The sequence below is a fragment of the Acidovorax sp. GW460-11-11-14-LB4 genome (genome assembly GCF_059423685.1).
In genome coordinates, this window is the sequence record NZ_JBWKYJ010000005.1 from 58,362 (window position 1) to 80,250 (window position 21,889).

Annotated in this window: 17 protein-coding genes; 4 read left to right on the forward strand and 13 right to left on the reverse strand. The window is 65.1% G+C overall.

The window, feature by feature from the left end; genetic code table 11:
- Positions 1-17: 17 nt before the first annotated feature.
- The 5 genes from prmB to dapC form a co-directional block, all read right to left on the reverse strand.
- Positions 18-959 carry a 50S ribosomal protein L3 N(5)-glutamine methyltransferase gene (gene prmB / locus AC07X4_RS04025; protein WP_494739311.1) on the reverse strand — a complete coding sequence of 314 codons (942 nt, stop codon included), beginning with the start codon at positions 957-959 and terminating at the stop codon, positions 18-20.
- Entirely contained in the window at positions 956-2,149 is a 1,194-nt protein-coding gene (dapE, locus tag AC07X4_RS04030; RefSeq protein ID WP_494739312.1) for a succinyl-diaminopimelate desuccinylase, read from the reverse strand. Before dapE ends, prmB begins: the two co-directional genes overlap by 4 nt.
- 162 nt (positions 2,150-2,311) lie before the next feature.
- Positions 2,312-3,475: a PilT/PilU family type 4a pilus ATPase gene (locus AC07X4_RS04035; protein WP_494739313.1), complete on the reverse strand. Its 1,164-nt coding sequence runs from the start codon at positions 3,473-3,475 to the stop codon at positions 2,312-2,314.
- A 71-nt stretch (positions 3,476-3,546) separates the two neighbouring features.
- The gene (gene dapD, locus AC07X4_RS04040; RefSeq protein ID WP_056744941.1) at positions 3,547-4,380 is read right to left on the reverse strand and encodes a 2,3,4,5-tetrahydropyridine-2,6-dicarboxylate N-succinyltransferase; all 834 of its coding nucleotides are present in this window, start codon (positions 4,378-4,380) and stop codon (positions 3,547-3,549) included.
- Positions 4,381-4,396: 16 nt separating this feature from the next.
- Positions 4,397-5,602, reverse strand: coding sequence for a succinyldiaminopimelate transaminase (gene dapC / locus AC07X4_RS04045; protein ID WP_440596123.1), 1,206 nt, complete (start codon positions 5,600-5,602; stop codon positions 4,397-4,399).
- Positions 5,603-5,783: 181 nt separating this feature from the next.
- Between dapC and AC07X4_RS04050 the strand changes: the two genes are divergently transcribed.
- Positions 5,784-7,271 carry a methyl-accepting chemotaxis protein gene (locus tag AC07X4_RS04050; protein ID WP_494739314.1) on the forward strand — a complete coding sequence of 496 codons (1,488 nt, stop codon included), beginning with the start codon at positions 5,784-5,786 and terminating at the stop codon, positions 7,269-7,271.
- Positions 7,272-7,315: 44 nt separating this feature from the next.
- On the opposite strand, the gene rsxB is transcribed toward AC07X4_RS04050, so the two are convergent.
- The 3 genes from rsxB to AC07X4_RS04065 all read right to left on the reverse strand — a co-directional run bounded on the left by rsxB (position 7,316) and on the right by AC07X4_RS04065 (position 10,926).
- The gene (gene rsxB / locus AC07X4_RS04055) at positions 7,316-8,023 is read right to left on the reverse strand and encodes an electron transport complex subunit RsxB (protein ID WP_494739315.1); all 708 of its coding nucleotides are present in this window, start codon (positions 8,021-8,023) and stop codon (positions 7,316-7,318) included.
- Positions 8,020-9,633, reverse strand: a complete 1,614-nt coding sequence (phaZ, locus tag AC07X4_RS04060; protein WP_494739316.1) for a polyhydroxyalkanoate depolymerase — start codon at positions 9,631-9,633, stop codon at positions 8,020-8,022. Before phaZ ends, rsxB begins: the two co-directional genes overlap by 4 nt.
- 204 nt (positions 9,634-9,837) lie before the next feature.
- Positions 9,838-10,926: a GTP pyrophosphokinase gene (locus tag AC07X4_RS04065; RefSeq protein WP_494739317.1), complete on the reverse strand. Its 1,089-nt coding sequence runs from the start codon at positions 10,924-10,926 to the stop codon at positions 9,838-9,840.
- 214 nt (positions 10,927-11,140) lie between these two features.
- Here AC07X4_RS04065 and AC07X4_RS04070 point away from each other — a divergent pair, with 214 nt between their 5' ends.
- Positions 11,141-13,987 (forward strand): bifunctional diguanylate cyclase/phosphodiesterase, encoded by a 2,847-nt coding sequence (locus AC07X4_RS04070; RefSeq protein WP_494739318.1) that lies wholly within the window; start codon positions 11,141-11,143, stop codon positions 13,985-13,987.
- A 51-nt stretch (positions 13,988-14,038) separates the two neighbouring features.
- On the opposite strand, the gene AC07X4_RS04075 is transcribed toward AC07X4_RS04070, so the two are convergent.
- From AC07X4_RS04075 to AC07X4_RS04085, 3 genes are all read right to left on the reverse strand, one after another.
- Positions 14,039-14,578: a GNAT family N-acetyltransferase gene (locus AC07X4_RS04075; protein WP_494739319.1), complete on the reverse strand. Its 540-nt coding sequence runs from the start codon at positions 14,576-14,578 to the stop codon at positions 14,039-14,041.
- Positions 14,579-14,618: 40 nt separating this feature from the next.
- Entirely contained in the window at positions 14,619-15,620 is a 1,002-nt protein-coding gene (gene dusA, locus AC07X4_RS04080; protein WP_494739320.1) for a tRNA dihydrouridine(20/20a) synthase DusA, read from the reverse strand.
- A gap of 289 nt (positions 15,621-15,909) precedes the next feature.
- Positions 15,910-17,079, reverse strand: a complete 1,170-nt coding sequence (locus AC07X4_RS04085; RefSeq protein WP_494739321.1) for an alkane 1-monooxygenase — start codon at positions 17,077-17,079, stop codon at positions 15,910-15,912.
- Between the two features lie 322 nt (positions 17,080-17,401).
- Between AC07X4_RS04085 and AC07X4_RS04090 the strand changes: the two genes are divergently transcribed.
- Entirely contained in the window at positions 17,402-17,989 is a 588-nt protein-coding gene (locus AC07X4_RS04090) for a lysophospholipid acyltransferase family protein (protein WP_494739322.1), read from the forward strand.
- Between the two features lie 225 nt (positions 17,990-18,214).
- On the opposite strand, the gene AC07X4_RS04095 is transcribed toward AC07X4_RS04090, so the two are convergent.
- Entirely contained in the window at positions 18,215-18,664 is a 450-nt protein-coding gene (locus AC07X4_RS04095; RefSeq protein ID WP_288852080.1) for an Lrp/AsnC family transcriptional regulator, read from the reverse strand.
- Positions 18,665-18,832: 168 nt separating this feature from the next.
- On the opposite strand from AC07X4_RS04095, the gene AC07X4_RS04100 reads away from it, so the two are divergent.
- The gene (locus tag AC07X4_RS04100) at positions 18,833-19,954 is read left to right on the forward strand and encodes a saccharopine dehydrogenase family protein (RefSeq protein ID WP_494739323.1); all 1,122 of its coding nucleotides are present in this window, start codon (positions 18,833-18,835) and stop codon (positions 19,952-19,954) included.
- Between the two features lie 22 nt (positions 19,955-19,976).
- Here the strand turns inward: AC07X4_RS04100 and AC07X4_RS04105 are convergent, their stop codons facing one another.
- Positions 19,977-21,839 (reverse strand): AMP-dependent synthetase/ligase, encoded by a 1,863-nt coding sequence (locus AC07X4_RS04105; protein ID WP_494739324.1) that lies wholly within the window; start codon positions 21,837-21,839, stop codon positions 19,977-19,979.
- Positions 21,840-21,889 lie beyond the last annotated feature (50 nt).

A 21,889-nucleotide genomic window follows, 5' to 3' on the forward strand; every position in this document is an offset into this window, starting at 1 on the left:
AGGTGGCGTAAAGGGCTCTATTGTGCCGTGAGCCGGGTTTGGGCAGCCAGCGCCTGCCGGGTGACCAGCAAAACCTGGTCTTCTCCTGCACTGGTATCGAGCCAGAAAACCGGCAATTGCGGGAAGGCCGCCTCAAAATAAGCGCGCTCGTTGCCGATCTCCAGAATGATCACAGCGTCTTCGCTCATGCAAGCGGGCGCGGCGGCAAACAGCTGGCGCACAAAGTCCATGCCATCCTTGCCGCCGGCTAGGGCCAGTTCGGGCTCTGCGCGGTATTCGCTGGGCAGCACGGCCATGCTGTCGGCGTTGACGTAGGGCGGGTTGCACAGGATCAGGTCCCAGGGGCCGGGCAGGGCACTCAGTCCATCGGACAACTGCAAGGTGATACGGTCCTGCAGCCGATGTTTCTCCACATTGATGCGTGCCACGGCCAAGGCGTCGGGCGAAATATCAGCACCGGTCACTTCGACTTCGGGCCAGGCCATCGCCGCCAGCACAGCCAGACTGCCGTTGCCCGTGCAAAGGTCCAGCACCCGATGGGTGAGGTCGCTCAGGAACTCGTCCACGCTGCCGTCCACCAGCAGCTCTGCAATGAAGCTGCGCGGCACGATGGCGCGCTCGTCCACATAGAACGGCACGCCCTGGAGCCAGGCCTCGCGCGTGAGGTAGGCGGCTGGCTTGCGACTGGCAATACGTTCTTCAAAAAGTGTAGCAATCAACGCTTTTTCTGCGGGCGCTACCGGCTTGTTTTTGATGGACTCTGTTGCATCGGAGAGGTCGCTATCCAGCGGGAGGCCCAGGCGCCACAACACGAGCCACGCAGCTTCGTCGTGCGCATTGGTGGTGCCATGGCCGAACGAGACGTCGGCCGACTCCAGCTGCTGAGTGCCCCATTCGATCAGTGCGCCAACGGTGTCACCTGCAACTGCCGGTGGATTGTGGCTGGTTGCCTTGCTCATGCGGCCACCGCCTGGGCCGCCAGGGCCTGTGCATGCAGGTTCTCCAGCGTGCGGCGGTAGATGTTCTTGAGCGGCTCGATATCGGCCACCACCACATGCTCGTCGATCTTGTGGATCGTGGCATTGGACGGGCCCAGCTCGATCACCTGGGGGCAGATCTGCGCAATGAAACGCCCGTCGCTGGTACCACCGGTGGTGGAGAGTTCGGTGGTGATGCCTGTCTCGGAGGCGATGGCCTGCTGCACGGCGCCCACCAGTTCACCGGGCGTGGTGAGGAAGGGCTGGCCGCCCAGCGTCCAGCGCAGGTCATATTCGAGGCCGTGGCGGTCAAGCAAGGCGTGCACGCGCTGCTGCAGCCCCTCTGCCGTCGATTCGGTCGAGAAGCGGAAGTTGAAGTCGATCACCACCTCGCCCGGGATCACGTTGGTGGCGCCGGTGCCGCCATGGATGTTGCTGATCTGCCAACTAGTGGGCGGAAAGAACGCATTGCCGTTGTCCCACATAGTGGAGGCCAGTTCTGCCAGAGCGGGCAGGGCCTGGTGGATGGGGTTGCGGGCCAGTTGTGGGTAGGCGATGTGGCCTTGGACACCGCGGACGCTGAGCTTGCCACTCAAGGTGCCACGCCGTCCATTCTTGATCATGTCACCGGTTTTCTCGACCGAGGTCGGTTCGCCCACGATGCAGTAATCAAGCTTTTCGCCACGCGCCTGGAGCTGCTCGACCACGACCTTGGTGCCGTCAACGGAAGGACCTTCCTCGTCACTGGTCAGCAAAAAGGCCAGCTCGATCAGCGGTGCGGGCGTGGCGGCCAGGAACTCTTCCACCGCGACCACAAAGGCTGCGATGGAGGTCTTCATGTCGCTCGCACCCCGGCCATAGAGCTTGCCGTCCTTATGGGTGGGCACGAACGGGTCGCTGCTCCACTGGGCCAGAGGCCCGGTGGGGACGACATCGGTATGGCCTGCGAATACTACTGTTTTGATAGCGGATGAGGCATGATTCACTGGCGCTACCGGTCGCTTTGCCCACAAATTGCTGACACGGAAGTCTGTGGGACCACTGTCCAGTCGTTCGCACACAAACCCGAGCGGAGCGAGCCGTGTGGCCAGCAAATCCAGGCAGCCGGCGTCCTCCGGCGTGATGGAGGGCAGGGAGATGAGCTGTTCAGCCAGGTGCAGGGTACGGGACATGGGATGGGGTCAGGGAATGGAGACAGGCAGCCGGGCTGCGATCATGGGTACAGGCATTGGCGCTGCGTGGCCCAGGCCAGAGCCGCCAAGCAAGGGATGCCAGGCACCGAGCGCGTCGTCCCCCAGAGGGAGGGCTCCACAGTCCGCTCAAGGGGCGTCACATCACGCCGCCGGCTTGACGTCCAGCACGATCTCGGTGAACGACGGTGCATCGTCGGGTGCATCGCGTGCTTCTTTCTGGGCCTTGGCGGCGTTGGCGGCCAAGGAAAAGTCATTTTGCAGGCGCCACATCAGGTTGGTGGGCGAATCCGCGTAGGCCATGCCTTCCTTGCGGTCGATCTGCGCATCCATGATGAGGCGGGCCAGCGCTTCTTCAAAGGTCTGCGATCCTTCGGCCATGGATTTTTCCATGGCCTCGCGGACGCCCGAGAAGTCCCCTTTTTCGATGAGATCGGACACCAGCTTGGTGTTGAGCATGACTTCAACTGCCGGCACCCGGCCGCCGTCGGTCTTGCGCACCAGGCGCTGGGAAACCACGGCTTTGAGTGCCGATGCCAGGTCGCCCAGCATGGTGGGTCGTACTTCGACGGGGTAGAACGACAGGATGCGGTTGAGCGCGTGGTAGCTGTTGTTGCCGTGCAGCGTGGCCAGGCACAGGTGACCCGACTGCGCATAGGCGATGGCGGCCGACATGGTTTCGCGGTCGCGGATTTCGCCGATCAGGATCACGTCGGGCGCCTGGCGCAGCGCGTTTTTCAGGGCCGTCTGCAGGGACTGGGTGTCGCTGCCGATCTCGCGCTGGTTGACGATGGATTTCTTGTTCTTGAACTGGTATTCGACCGGGTCCTCGATGGTGAGGATGTGGCCGGTGAGCGCCTCGTTGCGGGTGTCGATCATTGACGCCAGCGAGGTGCTCTTGCCCGAGCCCGTGGCGCCCACCATCAGGATGAGGCCGCGCTTTTCCATGATGAGCTCGCGCATCACCGGGGGCAGGCCCAAGGAATCGAACTCGGGAATCTGTTGCGAAATGAAGCGGATCACCACCGCATAGCTGCCACGCTGGCGCATGGCGCTGACCCGGAAGCGACCCACGCCGCTGAGCGGCACACCCATGTTGAGTTCGCCGGTTTCTTCCAGCTCTTCGATACGGTCCGGGGGGACCACTTCGGACAGCAGGTTGCGCGGCGCATCGGGCGGCAGGATCTGGTTGTTGATGGGCACGCACTCGCCGTTGATCTTGATCAGCGCGGGCGCGTTGGCCGACAGATAGACGTCGGAGGCCTTTTTCTCTGCCATCAGGCGAAGAATTCGTTCCATCGTGCTCATGGTGTTTCCCTCTTGTTGTCAGTCTCTGTCGGTGGGGCGAACGGCCCGGGCCGTCCGCAGGTCCCCGTCAATCAGTCGCGCAGCAGGTCGTTGATGCTGGTCTTGGAGCGCGTTTGCGCATCGACCTGCTTGACGATGATGGCGGCGTACATGCTGTAGGGCGTGCCGTTGGCGGCCGTCTTGGGCAGGTTGCCGCTGACCACCACCGAGCCCGAGGGCACGCGGCCGTAGCTGATTTCGCCCGTGGCACGGTTGAAGATGGGGGTGCTCTGGCCCAGGTAGACACCCATGCCCAGTACGGAGTTTTCTTCGACCACCACGCCTTCGACCACCTCGGAGCGGGCGCCGATGAAGCAGTTGTCTTCGATGATGGTGGGGCCGGCCTGCAGAGGCTCCAACACACCGCCAATGCCCACGCCACCCGACAGGTGCACGTTGGAGCCAATCTGCGCGCACGAACCCACGGTGGCCCAGGTGTCAACCATGGTGCCTTCGCCCACGTAGGCGCCTATGTTCACGTAAGAGGGCATCAGGATCGCGCCCTTGGCGATGAAGCTGCCACGGCGGGCCACGGCGGGTGGCACCACGCGCACGCCGGTGGCTTTCATTTCTTCTTCGGACAGGTGGGCAAACTTGGTCTGCACCTTGTCGTAAAAGCCCAGGTCGCCAGCCTTGACGACCTCGTTGTCCTTGAGGCGGAACGACAGCAGCACGGCCTTCTTGATCCACTGGTGCACGGTCCACTGGCCCACGCCTTCGCGGGTGGCCACGCGCAGCTTGCCATTGTTCAGCTCGGCAATCACATGCTCGACGGCGTCCTGGATCTCCTTGGGGGCGGCGGCGGGCGAGAGGCTGGCGCGGTTTTCCCAGGCGTTGTCGATGAGGGTTTGGAGTTGTTGGGTCATGTTGTTGTCGATCAGATCAGGCAGTACGGGATTGAATGAATTGCACGATGCGCAGCGCAGCTTCCACGCATTCTTCGGCTTCGGCCACCAGGGCCATGCGCACGCGCTGGGCGCCGGGGTTGCTCCCCTGGGCCTCGCGGGCCAGGTAGCTGCCGGGCAGCACCGTGACATTGTATTGAGCCAGCAGGGCGCGCGCGAACTCGGCATCGTCCATCCCCAGGGCTTCCGGTACTTTGGCCCACAGGTAAAAACCGGCATCCGGCAGGGCGACTTCCATCACGCCAGCCAGCAGCGGCGTGACCTGGGCAAACTTCTTGCGGTACAGCGCCCGGTTGTCCACCACGTGCTTTTCATCCCCCCAGGCAGCGATGCTGGCGGCCTGCACGATGGGGCTCATGGCGCTGCCGTGGTAAGTGCGGTAGAGCAAGAACGACTTGATCAGCGCTGCGTCGCCAGCCACGAAGCCGCTGCGCATGCCGGGCACATTGCTGCGTTTGGACAGACTGGTGAAGGAGATCAGGTTCTTGAAGTCGCCGCGCCCCAGCTGCGCCGCAGCCTGCAGGCCGCCCAGGGGCGGCTCGTCGCGGAAATAGATCTCGCTGTAGCACTCGTCCGAGGCGATCACAAAACCGTAGCGGTCGCTCAGCTCAAACAGCTTCTTCCACTCGCTGAGCGGCATCACGGCGCCCGTGGGGTTGCCAGGGGAGCAGACGAAGAGCAGCTGGGTGCGTTGCCACACAGCCTCGGGCACCGCGTCCCAGTTCACCGCAAAGTTGCGGCCGGGGTCGCTGGCCGCGTAGTACGGCTGGGCTCCCGCCAGCAGGGCGGCACCTTCATAGATTTGATAAAACGGATTGGGGCAGACGACCAGCGGCTGGCCTTGCGAGGGATCGATGATGGTCTGCGCAAACGCAAACAGTGCCTCACGCGAGCCGTTGACGGGCAGCACCTGGGTGCCCGGGTCCAGGTTCAGCGCATAGCGCTGTTGTATCCACTGGGTGAAGGCCTCGCGCAGCTTGGGTTCGCCTGCGGTGGCGGGGTAACTGGCCAGTCCGCCCAGGTTGTTACTGAGTGCATCTTTGATGAACTGCGGTGTAGGATGGCGCGGCTCACCCATGCCCAGGCTGATGGGGCTGTAAGCCGCCGGGAGTGTGACTCCCGCAAAGAGTTGCCGCAGCCGCTCGAAGGGGTAAGGCTGGAGTTGGGAGAGCAGGGGATTCATGGAGCGACATTATGGGCGAAGGGCATACGCCCACGGCACGGTGCAGGGTGTCGCGCCGTCTATGGCGAGGGGCGGGGCCAGGTGCGCAGTCAAGCACTGTTTACCCCATGCCGAGTTGTCAATCCGACGTAAGAGCGGGCACATAGCATGGCCCACATTCAAAAACGATAACGGAGACAAGATGTCTGGATTCCTACCGCTGCGCCCCGGGCTCTGGTGGATGCGCAGGTGGCACCTGCCGGGCAAACTGGTGACGCTGGGCGTGGTGATGGCTGGCGCCCTGGCGATGGCCGCCTTGGATGCTCCGTGGTGGGCGGTGGCATTGGCAGCCGCCGTGGTTCTGTATGCACTGTGCGCGTTGTATGCGGGTCTGGCATCCGACCTGCAAGGCTTGTCGCATGCGATGGAGCAGACCACACGCGGTGACTTGTGTGCCAGGGCGGGTGTGTATGGACGGGACGAGGTCGGGTCCATGGCCCAGTCGCTGGACCGCATGGTGCTCGCACTGTCGGCCATGGTGGCCGATATCCGCAGCAATGCCGCATTGGTGGCCCATGCGGGACAAAGCCTGGCGCAAGGTAACCGGTCGCTGGCCGATCGCACCGAACAGCAGGCGGCCAACCTGGAGCAGACGGCTGCCAGCGTGGAGCAGCTGTCGTCGGCCGTGCAGAGCAACGCACAGACCGCGCGCAGCGCCGATGCCCGCGCCGCAGAAGTACGCAAGGCAGCCGACACCGGCGCCGAGGCCATGGCCCGCGCCGTGCAGTCGGTGGAGGCCATCCAGCAAAGCGCGCGCCGCATGACCGAGATCATTGGTGTCATCGACAGCATTGCGTTTCAGACCAACATCCTGGCCCTGAACGCTGCGGTGGAGGCCGCCCGTGCGGGCGAGCAGGGCCGGGGCTTTGCCGTGGTGGCGGGCGAGGTGCGCACGCTGGCCAAGCGCTCGGGTGATGCGGCGCGGGAGATCCGCGAGCTGATCGGCGCCTCGGTCAGCCAGGTGGAGGCCAGCGCCGGGTTGATCCGATCGGCGGGCGAGGGCATTGCCAACATGGCCAGCGGCATCCGCAGCGTGGCGGCGAGCATGACCGAGATCTCCGGCTCCAGCGCCGAGCAAAGCACGGGACTGAGCGAAGTCAGCTCCGCCGTGCAGCAACTCGACCAGATCACGCAGCACAACGCCCAGATGGTGGGCCACGCGGTCTCGCAGGCCGAGGCGCTGGAGCACCGCGCGTCCACCCTGTCGCAAGCGGTGGCGGCGTTTCGCCTGCAGCAGGGCACAGCCGATGAGGCAGTGGCCCTGGTGAACAAGGCGGTGGCGCTGCACAAGACCAGTTCGCGTGATCAATTCCTGCGCAGCATCACCGACAAAACCCAGCCCTACCATGACCGTGACATGTATGTGTTTGTGCTGGACGCCGGCGGGACCTATCTGGCCTTTGGTGGCAACCCGGCCAAGGTGGGCACGCGGGTGCAAGACATCCCCGGCATTGCAGGCGACCGGCTGGTGAGCGACATCGTGACCCAGGCCGACCGCGCCCCGGGGTGGGTTGAGTACGACATCAACAACCCGGCCACCGGCGCGGTGCAAACCAAGATGTCCTACGTGAGCCGGGTGGGGGACTGGTACGTGGGCTGCGGCGTGTACAAGTCACTGGCCGCGCGGTAATCCGCAGACAAGCGGTTTCTCGTCCAGCAACCTGGGTGTCGCTCTCAGCGCGACCCTTTTTCGCGCAGTTGGCGCGCGCGCTCCATGGCGGCGGCAATGGCCGCCTTGCGTGCCTCGATGCCCTCGGCAGCCACCGCAGCGGCGGCTGGGCTGTGGGTGGCGGCCGATGTCGAATCGGCCTGCGCTCCGGAGCCTTCGTCCTCTACATCCTCCAGCGGCACCCGCTGACGGTGTTGCTGATACCGCTGTTTGGCTTGGAGCGCGAGCGCATCAGACCACGCAGCCCATCCGGTGGCCATGCCGCTGGCGTTGTCGAGCTGGATGCAATCTACCGGGCAAACCGGGATGCACAGCTCGCACCCTGTGCAGTAAGGCTCGATGACGGTGTGCATTTTCTTGTTGGAGCCCACGATGGCATCGGTGGGGCAGGCCTTGATGCACAAGGTGCAGCCAATGCACCACGCCTCGTCGATGAAGGCAACGCTGCGCGGTGCCTCCACCCCGTGGTCTGCGCTCAAGGGCTCCACGGCATGGCCCGTGATGGCGGCCAAGCGGGCCACGCCCTCCGCACCGCCCGGAGGGCACTGGTTGATGGCCGCCTCCCCCTGGGCGATGGCCTGCGCATAGCTGGCGCAGTCGGGATAGCCGCAGCGCGTGCACTGCGTCTGGGGCAGGGCGGCATCAATCCGCGCTGCCAAGTCGGTGAGGGCAGCGTGGGATGGGGTGGTGTTGGCGGAGGCGGGGTGGCTCAAGCCTTGCGCGCCTTGCTCTTGCTGCCGCTGCGGGTGGACGGCGCCGCTGTGGCGCTGGTCTGGGCCGTGGCCAGATCAGCGGTGGGCGCCTGCGCTGCACCTGTGGGCGCCGCGGCGGGCTGCACCCAGCGGGTGGCCACAGCGGTGGCCGCCACGGGCTTGGCCGCAGCGCGGGCTGGGGCAGACTTGGCTGCTGCTGTAGGCGCCTTGGTCGCCTTGATCACCTTGGTGGCAGTGGGTTTGGCTGCCGGTGCGGGCTTGCTGGCAACCTTGGCAGGGGCCGGTGCAGGGCTGGCGAGCCTGGGGGCCGGTGTGGACGTTGCGGCCACAGTGGCGGGCTTGGCAGGCAACTCGTGTTCCAGGATGAATGCGCGCACCTTGGGGTACACGATGTCGCGCCAGCGGCGGCCACTGAAGATACCGTAGTGGCCTGCGCCCTTGGCTTCCAGGTGGCGCTGCTCCTTGCGCACGATGCCGCTGCACAGGTCGTGGGCCGCTTCGGTCTGGCCCGAGCCAGAGATGTCGTCCAGCTCGCCTTCCACCGTGAAGAGGGCTGTGGTCTTGATGTCTTGAGGACGCACGCGCTCCAGCTTGCCGGCGGGTGAGCGCACATCCCAGGTGCCGTTCACCAGCTTGTAATCCTGGAACACGGTCTGGATGGTTTCGAGGTAGTAGTCCGCATCCATGTCCAGCACGGCGTTGTACTCGTCGTAGAACTTGCGGTGCGCCTCGGCACTTGCGTCGTCGCCCTTGATCAGGTCCTTGAAGTAATCGTAGTGGCTGGTCGCATGGCGGTCCGGGTTCATGGCCACAAAACCGGTGTACTGCAAAAAACCCGGGTACACGCGGCGGCCCGCGCCGGGAAATTTCTCCGGCACGCGGTAGATCACGTTGTTCTCAAACCACTCGTAGCTGCGGTTGGTCGCCAGATTGTTCACTGCCGTGGGCGACTTGCGAGCGTCGATGGGGCCACCCATCATGGTCATCGTCAGGGGCGTTTTCTCGCCGCGGCTGGCCATCAGCGACACGGCTGCCAACACGGGCACCGTCGGTTGGCACACACTGATCACGTGGCAGTTGCCGTAGATGCCTTGCAGATGGCGGATGAAGTCCTGCACGTAGTTGACGTAGTCGTCGAGGTGGAACTCCCCCTCCGACAGCGGCACCAGGCGGGCGTTCTTCCAGTCGGTGATGTAGACCTTGTGGTCCTTGAGCATGGTGCGCACGGTGTCGCGCAGCAGCGTGGCGTAATGACCCGAAAGCGGTGCCACGATCAGCACCACGGGCTGGCCCTTGAGCTTGGTCAGCGTGGCAGGGTCGTCCGAAAAGCGCTTGAAGCGGCGCAGCTCGCAAAACGGCTGGTCGACCTCAATGCGTTCATGGATAGCGACACCGATACCGTCCACGTCGACCGTGTGGATGTCGAAGGCGGGCTTTTCGTAGTCCTTGCCCAGGCGGTAGAGCAGGTCGTAACCGGCAGCCATGCGCTGTGCTGCTGAGGTCTGGCTCAGCGGCGAGACGGGGTTGCTGAACAACTTGGAAGCCGCCTGCGCAAAATCTGTGAAGGGCTCCATCAAGGAGCGCTGGGTTTCGTAGAGGTGGTACAGCATGGGGCGAAACTCCGTTTTGTTGCAGTGCAATATAGCAGCACTTGGTAACAAGCGCATGGAGTAAAACCACCAATGTCCAGTCGCCTATGCGACAAATTGACGTGGCCCCAGGGGCGGCGCGCCGGTTCGGCGACGAAGGCTGCGGAGCTATCAAAAATGATAGCAACTCAGGCAATTAGCACTAGCGCTTGCGCCGATTTCGCCTCAACCCTGCACTTTGGGCTCCGCGTTGTCGCTCAGCCAGGCCTCGAACGACTCGCGGGCCGAGTTGCGCAGTGCGGGGCGGAACGCCGTCTTGTTACTCAGATACAGGCAGTGCCGGATCACCGTGTACGGGTTGAAGCTGCCCTGCGGGTTTTGCTCTTCAAAGTGCTGCTTGTAGCGTTTGACCACTCCGATCGTCTCGCGCATGAGACTGTTGAAGCGCGCACGTGTCATGCCGGCTGACCAGGCCTGGATGTCGTCCACAAACCCATCGACCTTGGACGGCTCGAATTCGAAGTCCTTGAAAAAATGCGTGGCGATCTTCAAGAACGTGAACGCGTTCAGTTCGCTGCTGGTGGCGGCTGCGCGGGTGGGCGCCTGCAAATCGGCGGCGACATCGGTTGCGGGTTCGGCGGTTTCGTCGGGGGCCTGCAGCAACTCGGCCGCCGTGGCATCGCGAATCTGGCGGAACTCGCGGTCGGCCAGCTCGAACAGGGCGGACAGCACGTTGATGCGCCGCTTAAGCTGGCCCGGGATGGATTTTTTGTACTTGATCTTGTGGTCCAGCACGCTCCACGAGTCCTGGATGATGGTGCGCACCTGCAGCTCGAAGGGCCACTCGGCATAGGCCGCGTGCTCCGGCAGGTCGCGTTCGGCCACGCTCAGCCGCAGGTCCAGGTGCAGCCCTTTGTAGCCAAAGGACGCCTCGGTGCTTTCCACCGCCGAGACCTTGTCGGTCACGTCGATCACGGCGAAATGGGCGCGCACGATCTGGGCAATCTTCTCCAGCTCGTCTTCATACAGGCACACCACCCGCACGCCAATCAGGTCGGTGATGTAAGCCTCTATGTCGTAGGGGGTGTTGCTCTCTTCCAGCGCCGGACGGTATTTGCGCACGAACTTGCGCACGCATTCGTCCACATCCTTCACACGGCCCTCCACCTTGTTGATGTCCACGCTGCCCGCCTGGGTCACCACCGCCGCCACCCGCGCGGTCAGCGCTGCACAGGCGTCTTCCAGCGCAACCGCCTGCGCGGTGTACCAGCTGCGAAATTGGGATTCCTCCAGGTCGAAATCGAGCGATGCCATGCCAGGCCTTTGTGGTGGGTATTGCCGGGGTTGATACGGGAAGTGGGTGCGGGCGCATAGCCGTTGGCCCAGCGGGTGGAAGCATAAACTGCAAGCCGGGACCCGGCCTGTGCAGTTTGCGCGCAAATGCCCCTTTTCGGCGCAGGACAGATGCTCATAATGGGGCAGCACCGCCGGTGCACGATGCCGGTGCATCCAAGTCACACCATCCACCATGACACCCCACCCAGCCCCAGACAACGATGACCTCGCCGAGCCACGGCAGGCGGCATGGGTGTCTGAAGGGGTTGCGGGCACCAGCAACCACCGCTGGTTGCCCGTTGTGCTGCCCCCACTGATCGCGCTGCTGACCTTGGGGCTGACCTTCCTGTACTGGCAGAGCGAAGAAAAGAACACGAGGACCAAGCGCGAGCAGAACTTTGAGGTGGCGGCCGACCAGATTGCTTACAACCTCAAGGACCGCATGGCGACCTACGAGGTGGTGTTGCGCGGCGTCAAGGGCTACTTTGAGGGGTCGGAGCGCATCGACCGCGAGGAGTTTCAGGCCTATGTGAGCGCGCTGCAGCTGCAGGCAACCCGTCCCGGGCTGCAGGGGGTGTCGCTGATTCTGCAGTTCCCTGGCAAGGCGCTCGCTGCGCATCTGGAGGACATGCGCCAGCGCGGTTTTGACCAGTACGCGGTGCGCCCGCCCGGCGAGCGCGAGTGGCTGGCACCCATCACCCACATCGAGCCGCTGGAGGGCCCCAACCTCAAGGCGCTGGGACTGGATGTGTTGACCATTCCCCCCGCCAAGGAGGCGCTGGACCGGGCCCGTGACACCGGAGCGCTGGCGTTGTCCGGGCGACTGACCCTGATGCAAAACGCTGCCCCTGGGCTGGTCATGTACATGCCCCTCTACCGCGCCGACGCTGACAACAGCAAGGTGGAAGGGCGTCGGCAGGGACTGGCGGGCTGGGTGTCCGCTCCGTTTCGCATGGAGGACGTGATCCATGGCATGTCCCGGGAGTTTGACGCGGACATCGGCCTGCAGATCACCGACAGCACCCCGGGCGCGGGTGCGGCATCCCCCGGCACCGGACCAGGAGATGCCGCTGCGGGAGCGGGTGCGCTGCTGTTCAGCAACCTGAAGGCACCGGTCCTGGGCGCTGGCGCCCCGGCGTTGCTGGCGCGGCGCGAGGTGGAGCTGGGCGGGCGCCGCTGGACCTTGCACATGGCCCCACTACCGGGCTTTGTGCAGCGCTTTCAGGACGATGGACACCACCCTGTGGCACTTCTGGGCACGGTGCTGAGCCTGATCCTGGCTTGGTTCACCTGGCTGCTGGCCACGGGGCGCGAGCGTGCGCTGGCACTGGCGCGCGACATGACGGCCGAACTGCGCGCCACCCGGGATGACCTGGAGAGCACGCTCAGCGCCATTCCTGATTTGTTGTTCGAACTGGGGCTGGACGGCTGCATCCACCACTACCGGTCGGCACGATCGGGAGAGCTGGCGGTGCCGCCAGAGATGTTTCTGGGCCGCCTGCTGCGCGATGTGGTCCCCCCCGAAGCCGCCGCCGGCTGCCATGCGGCGCTGCAAGCGGCCCACCAGACCGGGTACTCGTCAGGCCACCAGTTCCGGCTGGAGCTGGGCGGGGTGGCCCACTGGTTCGAGTTGTCGATTGCGCGCAAGGAGAGCGCCGCCCCGGGCGACGAACCCCGGTTCATCGCGCTGTCGCGCGACATCACCGAACGCAAGCAGGCCGAGGCGCGGTCACACCAGCTGGCGTACTTTGACGCGCTCACCGGCCTGCCCAACCGGCGCATGCTGCTGGACCGCATGGAACACGCACTGGCCAATGCTCTGAAGGCCGCCCAGGTGGGGGCGGTGCTCTACATCGACCTGGACAACTTCAAGCAGATCAACGATGCACGGGGCCACACGGTGGGTGACATGCTGCTCATGCAGGTGGCCCAGCGGCTCACGCAGCTGCAACGCCCGGGCGACACCGTGGCGCGCCTGGGTGGGGACGAGTTTGTGGTGCTGGTGCACAACGTGGCGTCGGACATGGAGTCCGCCGGGCGCGCTGCGCTGCTGGTGGCCGAGGAGATGCGCGCCGCGCTGGAAGCTCCGTACACCATCGACACCCACCTCTACAGCACCACCGGCAGCATCGGCATCACGCTCTTCCCCAAGCGGGGCGAGGGTGTGGAAGACCTTCTGCGGGAGGCCGACACGGCCATGTACCGCGCCAAGGACCTGGGTCGCAACCGCATCCGCTTTTACGAAGCCGCGATGCAGGCCGACGTGCAGGAGCGCCTGGCGCTGGAGCAGGACCTAAAAAAAGCGCAAACCCTGGGCCAGTTGGCCGCCTTTGTGCAAAACCAGGTGGACGCTGCGGGCAACGTCGTGGGCGGCGAGCTGCTGATGCGCTGGGACCACCCCGTGCGCGGCAACGTCCCGCCCAGCCGCTTCATCCCCATCGCCGAGGCCTCGGGCCTCATCTTGCGCATGGGCGACTGGATGATCCAGCAAGCCTGTGAGACCCTGGCACGCTTGCAGGTGGCAGGGCACGCGCTGTCGCTGTCCGTCAACGTGAGCGAGCGGCAGTTCCGCCAGGACGACTTTGTGGAGCGCGTGCGCCACATCCTGGCCCACACCGGCGCCAACCCGGCCCATCTGATCCTGGAGGTGACCGAAAGCCTGCTCATCGAAGACCTGGACGACACAATCGCCCGCATGACCGAGATCGTGCAGCTGGGCGTGCGTTTCTCCATCGACGACTTTGGCACCGGCTATTCGAGTCTGGCCTACCTCAAGCGGCTCCCGCTCTACGAGCTCAAGATCGACAAGAGCTTTGTGGACGACACGCCCGACGACCCCAATGACACGGCCATCGTGCAGTCCATCATCTCGGTGGCCCGCCATCTCAACCTGCGCGTGGTGGCCGAGGGGGTGGAGACACGCGCCCAGGCCGACTTTCTGGTCGAAAGCCAGTGCGAGTGCCTGCAGGGCTACCTCTTCGGGCGGCCCGAGCCGCTGGCGGCCTGGGTGGGACGGCTGGAGTCCCGCGCCTCAGGCTGACAGCGAGCCCAACGTGCAAGAGGTCTGGCGAGCGCAGACAACTTTTCAGACTCAGCTGGCCACGATGGCCCAACGTTCATGGTCGCGCCACCGACCGTTGATCTTGAGGTAGCGAGGCGAAAACCCTTCTTGCTGAAATCCGCAGCTGCGCACCAGCGCCATGGACGCCTCATTACCGGGCTGAATGTTGGCTTCCAGCCGATGCAACTTCAGTGTGCCAAAGGCATAGCGCAACAGATGCCGCAAACCCACGCCCATCAGGCCCCGGCGCTCAAACCCTGCAAAGACGTAATAGCCCAGGTAGGCGCTGCGAAAGTCGCCCATCACGATCTGGGAAAGGTTGAAGACCCCTGCGATCTGCTCACTGCCATCATGCTGGTTCGGCGTACACACCAGCATCGCCCTGTGCATGGGCAGGTTCATTTGTGCGAGATAGCTGGCAAACGCTTCTGGGGTTGAAGGGGCAGAAGTCCAGGGCACGTGCAGCGTGCGGCTGCGCCGGGCCAGTGCAACAAACCGCGCGGCATCGGCCGCGACGGGCGGGCGTAAACATACCGGCACCGTGGACGAATTTTTCGCGCGCGTTTGCATGGCCGCCTGCGTCACAGTTCAGATCAGCCACTGATTCAGATCAGACCGACAACGCTGGTTGCGCGTGGGTGGTCTCCGGCTCGGACGCTCCATTGGCATAGGCCTGCATCGCCAGCGCATGCACTTCCCGCGCGGGGCGGTCCTTGAGCAGATGGTTGCTCCACACCTGGCGCCAGATGCGGGCGCCGGGCAGACTGTGGCGAAGGCCCAGCATGTGGCGGGCGATGTGGGGCCAGGGGATGCCGTGCTGTGCGGCCTCGCGCTCCATGTATTCCACCATCGCCAGCTCCACTTCCTCTCGGGTCAGGGGGCAGGGGGCGCCGCCGTAGTAGAGCTGGTCCCAGCGCGCCAGCCACCAGGGGTTGTGGTACGCCTCGCGGCCGATCATCACGCCGTCCAGGTGTTGCAGCTGCTCCTGCACCACCGCGTCGGCGGTGATACCGCCGTTGATGGCGATGGTGAACTGCGGAAACTCGGCCTTGAGGCGGTGGACCACCTCGTAGCGCAGCGGCGGGATGTCGCGGTTTTCCTTGGGGGAGAGGCCCTGCAGCCACGCGTTGCGCGCATGCACGATGAACACGGTGCACCCGGCCTCGGCCACGGTGCCGACGAAGTCGCGCACAAAGCCGTAGTCCTCCACCTTGTCGATGCCGATGCGGTGCTTGACGGTGACGGGCACGCTGACCACGTCCTTCATGGCCTTGACGCCATCGGCCACCAGCTGGGGGGCTTTCATCAGGCTGGCGCCGAAGGCACCGCGTTGCACGCGGTCGCTGGGACAACCGCAGTTCAGGTTGATTTCGTCGTAGCCCCATTCCTCACCCAGTTTGGCGGCCTGGGCGAGCTTGTCGGGCTCGTTGCCGCCCAGCTGCAGGGCTACGGGGTGTTCTTCGGCGTTGAAGCGCAGGTGGCGCTCGGTGCCGCCATACAGGATGCCGCCCGCGTTCACCATCTCGGTGTACAGCAGGGTCTGGCGCGTCAGCAGCCGGTGAAAGTAACGGCAGTGGCGGTCAGTCCAGTCCATCATGGGGGCGACGGACATGCGCCAGGGGCTCAGGGTGGTTTCCACGGGCAAACAGCGAAGGCGGGGAGGGGAGGGGAATGTTCTGCAGCAGAACGCCCCTCTGGTCGGGGGCGCTGCGGGGCTGCAGGTGCGAAACCCGCATTATCCCACTGGCTGCGTGAGGGGCGCCAGAGGAGGGTTTTGGGTCAGAACGGGCGCAGGTGCCAGTGCCGATTGTTCCGGGTGCTATCAATAGAGGAGTGCTGGAGGTGGCGGGTGTCGGCCCGCAGGGTACCCGTGCCCAGTCGCCAGCGCATCCACACTCGTTCTATCCCAGGTCCTGCAACCCGTATTTCCGCACGATCGCGGCCCGCTGGCGCGGATCGATGTTGATGTGGGCGGCGTCGCGCCCCACCTGGGCCAGCAGGCGCGGGTCCATCACGCGGCGCCACAGGGGCGGCACATAGGCCAGCGTGAACATGCCGAAGTAGCCGATGGGCAGCTGCGGCACATCGTCAAAGTGGCGCAGCGACTGGTAGCGGCGCAGCGGGTGCGCGTGGTGGTCGGAGTGCCGCTGCAGATGGAACAGGGCCCAGTTGGAGAACACGTGGTTGCTGTTCCACGAATGCTGGGGGCGGCAGGGTTCGTAGCGGCCGCTGGCGTCCTTTTGCCGCAGCAGCCCGTAGTGCTCGACATAGTTGGCCGAGGTGAGCTGAAAGTTGGCCCAGAAAGACGCCACCAGTAAAAATGGCAGGATGACCACGCCCAGCCAGAGTGCCAGCCCCGCCCACAGCAGCGCCGTGATGAGCGCTGGCTGCAGGATCTCGTTGTGCCACGACAGCAGCGGCAGGTGCTGGCGGGCCAGGCGGTCTTTTTCCAGCGCCCAGGCGCGGCGTGCGGCGCCGGGCATCTCGCGCAGCACAAAGCGGTAGATGGACTCGCCCATGCGCGACGAGGCCGGGTCGGCCGGTGTGGCCACATCGCGGTGGTGGCCCCGGTTGTGTTCGATGAAGAAGTGCCCATAGGCCGTGGGTGCCAGCACCAGCTTGGCCAGCCAGCGCTCCAGCGGCGTGTTCTTGTGGCCCAGCTCGTGCCCTAGATTGATGCAGAACCCGCCCACCGTGCCCGTGGTCAGCACCATCGCCAGCACGCCATGCCAGGGCAGGGGCTGCGTGGCCACCCACCAGGCACTGAAAATGAAGGCCGCCCACAGCACCGGCACCAGCAGGAAGGTGATGCGGCGGTAGTAGTGGTCGTTTTCCAGCGCAGGCACGGCGGATTCGGGCGGGTTGCTCTGGTCCACGCCCAGCATCCCGTCGAGCAACGGGGCGACGAGGTAGAAAAACGCCACCGGCGCCCACAGCACCAGCGGTTCGCGGGTCCATGCCATCAGTGCCGGGCCTACGCCCACGGTGCAGGGCACCACCAGGGACAGCAGCCATGCGTACCGCTTGCGGTCGCGGTAGGGCGGGGTGGTGGGCAATAGGGTTGGCAGCATGGGGCGGCAGCGACAACGCGGACCTGCTGGTGGTGCATTCTGGACCGGTGGAGATCCACCGCCAGTTTTATTTGGCATGGCGCCTTTGCTCCGGCAATTGGAGCAAAAATGGCTGGTAGCGATAGTGCTTATTGTCCTGAGTGCTATGAAATTGGGAGTAATCTGCAGGGGCGCATGCAAGCGGCGGCGGCTCCACTTTGCCTTGCGTCAAGGTGGGACATTGGCACCATCAGCGATACTCGCGGCGCTCTCGATGCCTGTGGAGCCAAGCGCCCACTGCCTGTGTCAGCGCCCCGGGCTCCGTTCTGTCACCCCTTTTCCCATGCACCACACCATTTTTGACACGCCGGTTGTCAACACGCTCCTGCGCGCTTTTTCCCGCTTCACCCTGCGCATCACCGGCTGGAAGGTCGAGGGCGCCTTGCCAGACCATGCCGCCAAAAGCGTGCTGATCGCCGCACCCCACACCAGCAACTGGGACTTGCCGTACACGCTGATGCTGGCGTTCTCTCTGCGCCTGCGCGTGTACTGGATGGGCAAGCACAGCCTGTTCAAGGCGCCGTTTGGCGGGGTGATGCGCTGGCTGGGGGGCATCCCGGTGGACCGCAGCCAGGCCAACAACCTGGTCGCCAACTCGGCCCAGGCCATGCGCGATGCCGACGGACCCATGCAGCTCATCGTGCCGCCCGAGGGCACGCGGGGCAAGACGCGGCACTGGAAGACGGGCTTTTACTTCATCGCCCAGCAGGCGGGCGTGCCCATCGTGCTCGCGTTTGTGGACTATGGCCGCAAGGTCGGCGGCCTGGGCCCGGTGTTTGAGCCCACGGGCGATGTGGATCGTGACATGGCGCACATCAAGGCGTTTTATGCGCCGATCCGGGGCAAGAACCCGACGCAGTTCGAGGCCTGATTCACTGGTTGTAAAAATAGCCACTATCGCTTGATAGATAAGCGCTGGTAGCTTCAGTATCCATAGCATTCAGCGCTTGATTTTGAGCGCGCTGGTGGCTATTGGCGCAGCGTACGCCAGGGCTGCCGATGAAGGGGCGCCCCGCCGCGCTGGCAGCGTCCCCCGTCCCGAATCGCGCAGCGAGTCGAGAGAAGGGGGAAGCGGCGTAAGCCGCTCAGGGGGATGTCACCCTACCTGTCGTCGGTCGATTTTGCGGCTGAGCACGATGCTGGTCTGCGTCTGGTGCACGCCCTCCAGCTGGCCGACCTTGTCGAGCAGGGCGTCGAGCTGCTCGTGGCTGGCGCAGCGTAAGAACACCAGGTAGTCAAACGGCCCGCTCACGGCCGACACCTCTTCGACCTCGGCCATGGCCTCCAGCGCGCGCAGCACGGCGGGTGCTGCCTTGGGCAGCACGCTGATGCTGCACCAGGCCCGCACGGTGGTGGCGTCTAGCCGCGTACCCAGCCGCACCCCGTAGCCAGTCACCACACCCGAACGCTCCAGCCGCGCGATCCGCGCCACCACGGTCGTGCGGGCCAGGCCGAGCTTGCGCGCCAGCGTGGCCGTGCCCTCGCGCGCGTTGGCCTGCAGCAGGCTGAGCAGTTGCCGGTCGGTGTCATCCAGGGCCTGGGTCATGCGCATTTCCTCAATAAGTCATAACGCCCATCATATTCGCCGTTATGGCAAAACAAAGAACAGCTTTCGACGTTTTGAACGCTACACATTGACAGCGCTGTTGCCTAGCATCAAGGCATTCACAACACCTCTCCGCCATGTGCGGCGAGCACTACCGGGAGCACTGCCATGACCACCTTCGACATTTCCTCGCACTCCACCTCCCGCCGCCCCATCACCATCCTGGGGGCGGGCCACATCGGCTTCGCCATGGCGCTGCTCCTGCAACAGTCCGGCGACTACGACATCCTGGTGGTGGACCGCGATCCGGTGCGGCTGGCCGAGGTGGCAAATTTGGGTATTTCCACCCGATTGGCCACAGACGACGCGAGCCTGCAGGCCGCCATCGACGGCCGCTTCGCCGTGCTGAACGCACTGCCATTCCACCGCGCTGTGCCCGTGGCCACGCTGTGCGCCAGCGCAGGCGTGCATTACTTTGACCTGACCGAAGACGTGGCCAGCACCCAGGCCATCCGCGCCCTGGCCGCCAACGCACGCAGCGTGCTGATGCCGCAGTGCGGCCTGGCGCCGGGCTTCATCGGCATTGTGGGCAATGACCTGGCCCGGCGTTTTGACACGCTGCACACGCTGCGCATGCGCGTGGGGGCGCTGCCCCGCTACCCGCAGGGTGCCCTGCGTTACAACCTGACCTGGAGCACCGAGGGCCTCATCAACGAGTACTGCAACCCCTGCGAAGCCATTGTGGACGGCGTGCGCACCACGGTGCCTGCGCTGGAGGGGCTGGAAACCTTTGCGCTGGACGGCGTGGAGTACGAGGCCTTCAACACCTCGGGTGGGCTGGGCACGCTGACGGAAACCTTGGCGGGCAAGGCGCGGCAGGTGGACTACCAGTCCATCCGCTACCCGGGCCACAACGCCATCCTCAAGCTGTTGCTCAATGACCTGCGCCTGCGGGACCGGCGCGATCTGCTCAAGGACATTCTGGAAACCGCCATCCCCACCACGGACCAGGACGTGATCGTGGTGTTTGCCACCGCATCAGGCCTCAAGGGCGGGCGGCTGGTGCAGGACTCGTACTCGGCCCGTATCGTGGGCACGCAAGTGGCTGGGCATACGCTGAGCGCCATCCAGCTCACCACGGCCGCAGGCATCTGCACGGCGCTGGACCTGGTGGCGCAAGGCAAGTTGCCGCAGCAGGGCTTTGTCGGGCAGGAGTCCGTGGCGCTTGCGGACTTTCTGGCCAACCGCTTTGGTTCCGCCTACGCCCGGGAGGGCGAGCTGGTGCTTTGAGGGAGCCTGGGCAGACCGGGGTTCAGCGCCCCGGCTTCTGGTACATGCCCTCAATGGCCTCGGCAAAGTGCGCCATCAGGTTGTTGCGCTTGAGCTTGAGCGTGGGCGTCATGAAGGTGTTTTCAATCGTCCAAGGCGTGAGCGTCAGGTGCACCGTGCGCGGCACGGCATAGCGGGCAAAGCTGGCGGTGTTCTTTTCGATGCGCGCCAGCACAGCACGGTGCACGCTGGGGTGGTTCAGGCTGTCAGCGGCCTGGGGGTTCAGGCCCAGGTCGGCCGCCAGGCGCTGCCACTCGCCAGGGTTCAGCACGGCCACACAGGCGATGAAGGGGCGGTTTTCGCCCACCACAAAGGCCTGCTCCAGCAGCGGGTCGGCCAGCAGGGCCAGCTCCAGGTCGCCCGGCGGGATCTTTTCGCCGGTGGATGTGACGATGATTTCCTTGATGCGGCCCTTGATGTAGATGCGGCCGTTCACGATGTCGGCCTGGTCGCCGGTGCCCAGCCAGCCGTCGGTGCTCAGGATGCGTGCGGTGTCTTCGGGGCGCTTCCAGTAGCCCTTCATCACGATGGGGCCGCGCACCTGCAGCTCGTGGTTGTCGCCGATACGCACTTCCACACCGGGCAGGGCCTTGCCCACGCAGGCGGGGTCGTTGTCGTCCAGTGCGTTGACCGACACCACCGGTGCGGTCTCGGTCATGCCGTAGCCCTGGATCAGCGGCAGCCCCAGGCCCAGAAAACACTTGGCAATGGTGGGCGACAGCGGCGCGCCACCACTCACCGCCACGCGCACGCGGCCGCCAAACTGGGCCAGCAAAGGCTTGGCCACCAGGGCCTGCAGCACGGGCCAGGGCAGGGCGGCCATCCAGCCTGCGGCCTGACTGCTGGCGTCCGGTGTGGGGGCAGCCAGCCCTTGGGCTGCACAAAACCGGGCCCAGCCCTTGTTCTGCGCGGCTTCGTACAGCTGCATCTTCCAGGGCGTGGGCGAGAGTTTTTCGAGCAGCTTGGCGTGGATACGTTCGTAGATGCGCGGCACCGACACCAGCACGGTGGGTCGCACGGTCTTCAGGTCATCGGCCAGTTGCGCCACCGAGCGTGCATAGGCCACGCAGCTGCCCGCCGCAATCGGCAGGTAGTAGCCGCCCGTGCGCTCAAAGGTGTGCGACAGAGGCAGGAACGACAGGAACACGTCATCCACTGTGGGTGCAATGCGCTCCAGCACGGCCTTCACGTCGCTGACCACGTTGCGGTGGGTCAGCATCACGCCCTTGGGTTTGCCGGTGGTGCCGGAGGTGTAGACGATGGCCGCTAGGTCATCGGCCTGCGGGCCTGTGGCCGCGGTGGACGCGTCCGTTTGTGCCGCGCCCGTCAGCCATTGCGCGAGCGAGCCCACGGCAGGGCTGTCGCCCGACGCCGGGGTGGCCTTGAACGCGTCGTCGTCATCAGTGATCACCACGGCGCGCAGGGCCGGGAAGGGCGTGCCCACGGCGCGGATCTTTTCCCATTGCTCGGCCTGACTCACGATCAGCATCGATGCCTCGCAGTCCGCCAGGATGTAGGCGATGCTGCCGGGGTTGTCGATGGCGTGCAGCGGCACAGGCACGCCGCCGACGGCCAGCGTGGCCTGGTCTGCGCACATGGCATTGAGGCCGTTGGGCAGCAAGATGGCCACGCGGGCCGCAGGCGGCAGCTGCATGGCGGCGAGGGCCTGGGCCCAGGCTTTCACGCGTTCTGCGGTCTGCGCCCACGTCAGGCTTTGCCAAGCCTTGCGGTTCGTGTCATATGCGCGAAAGGCGTCGGCCTGGGGAGTTTGGCCGACCCGGTAAGCCAGTAGTTGGGGCAGCGTGTGAACGTCGGAAATTCGGGTGGGGGCGGTGGCTGAGGTCATCTGACTGGTGCATGGTGCCCGCTGAGGGACTTCAGTGGGGCGTCCGCATG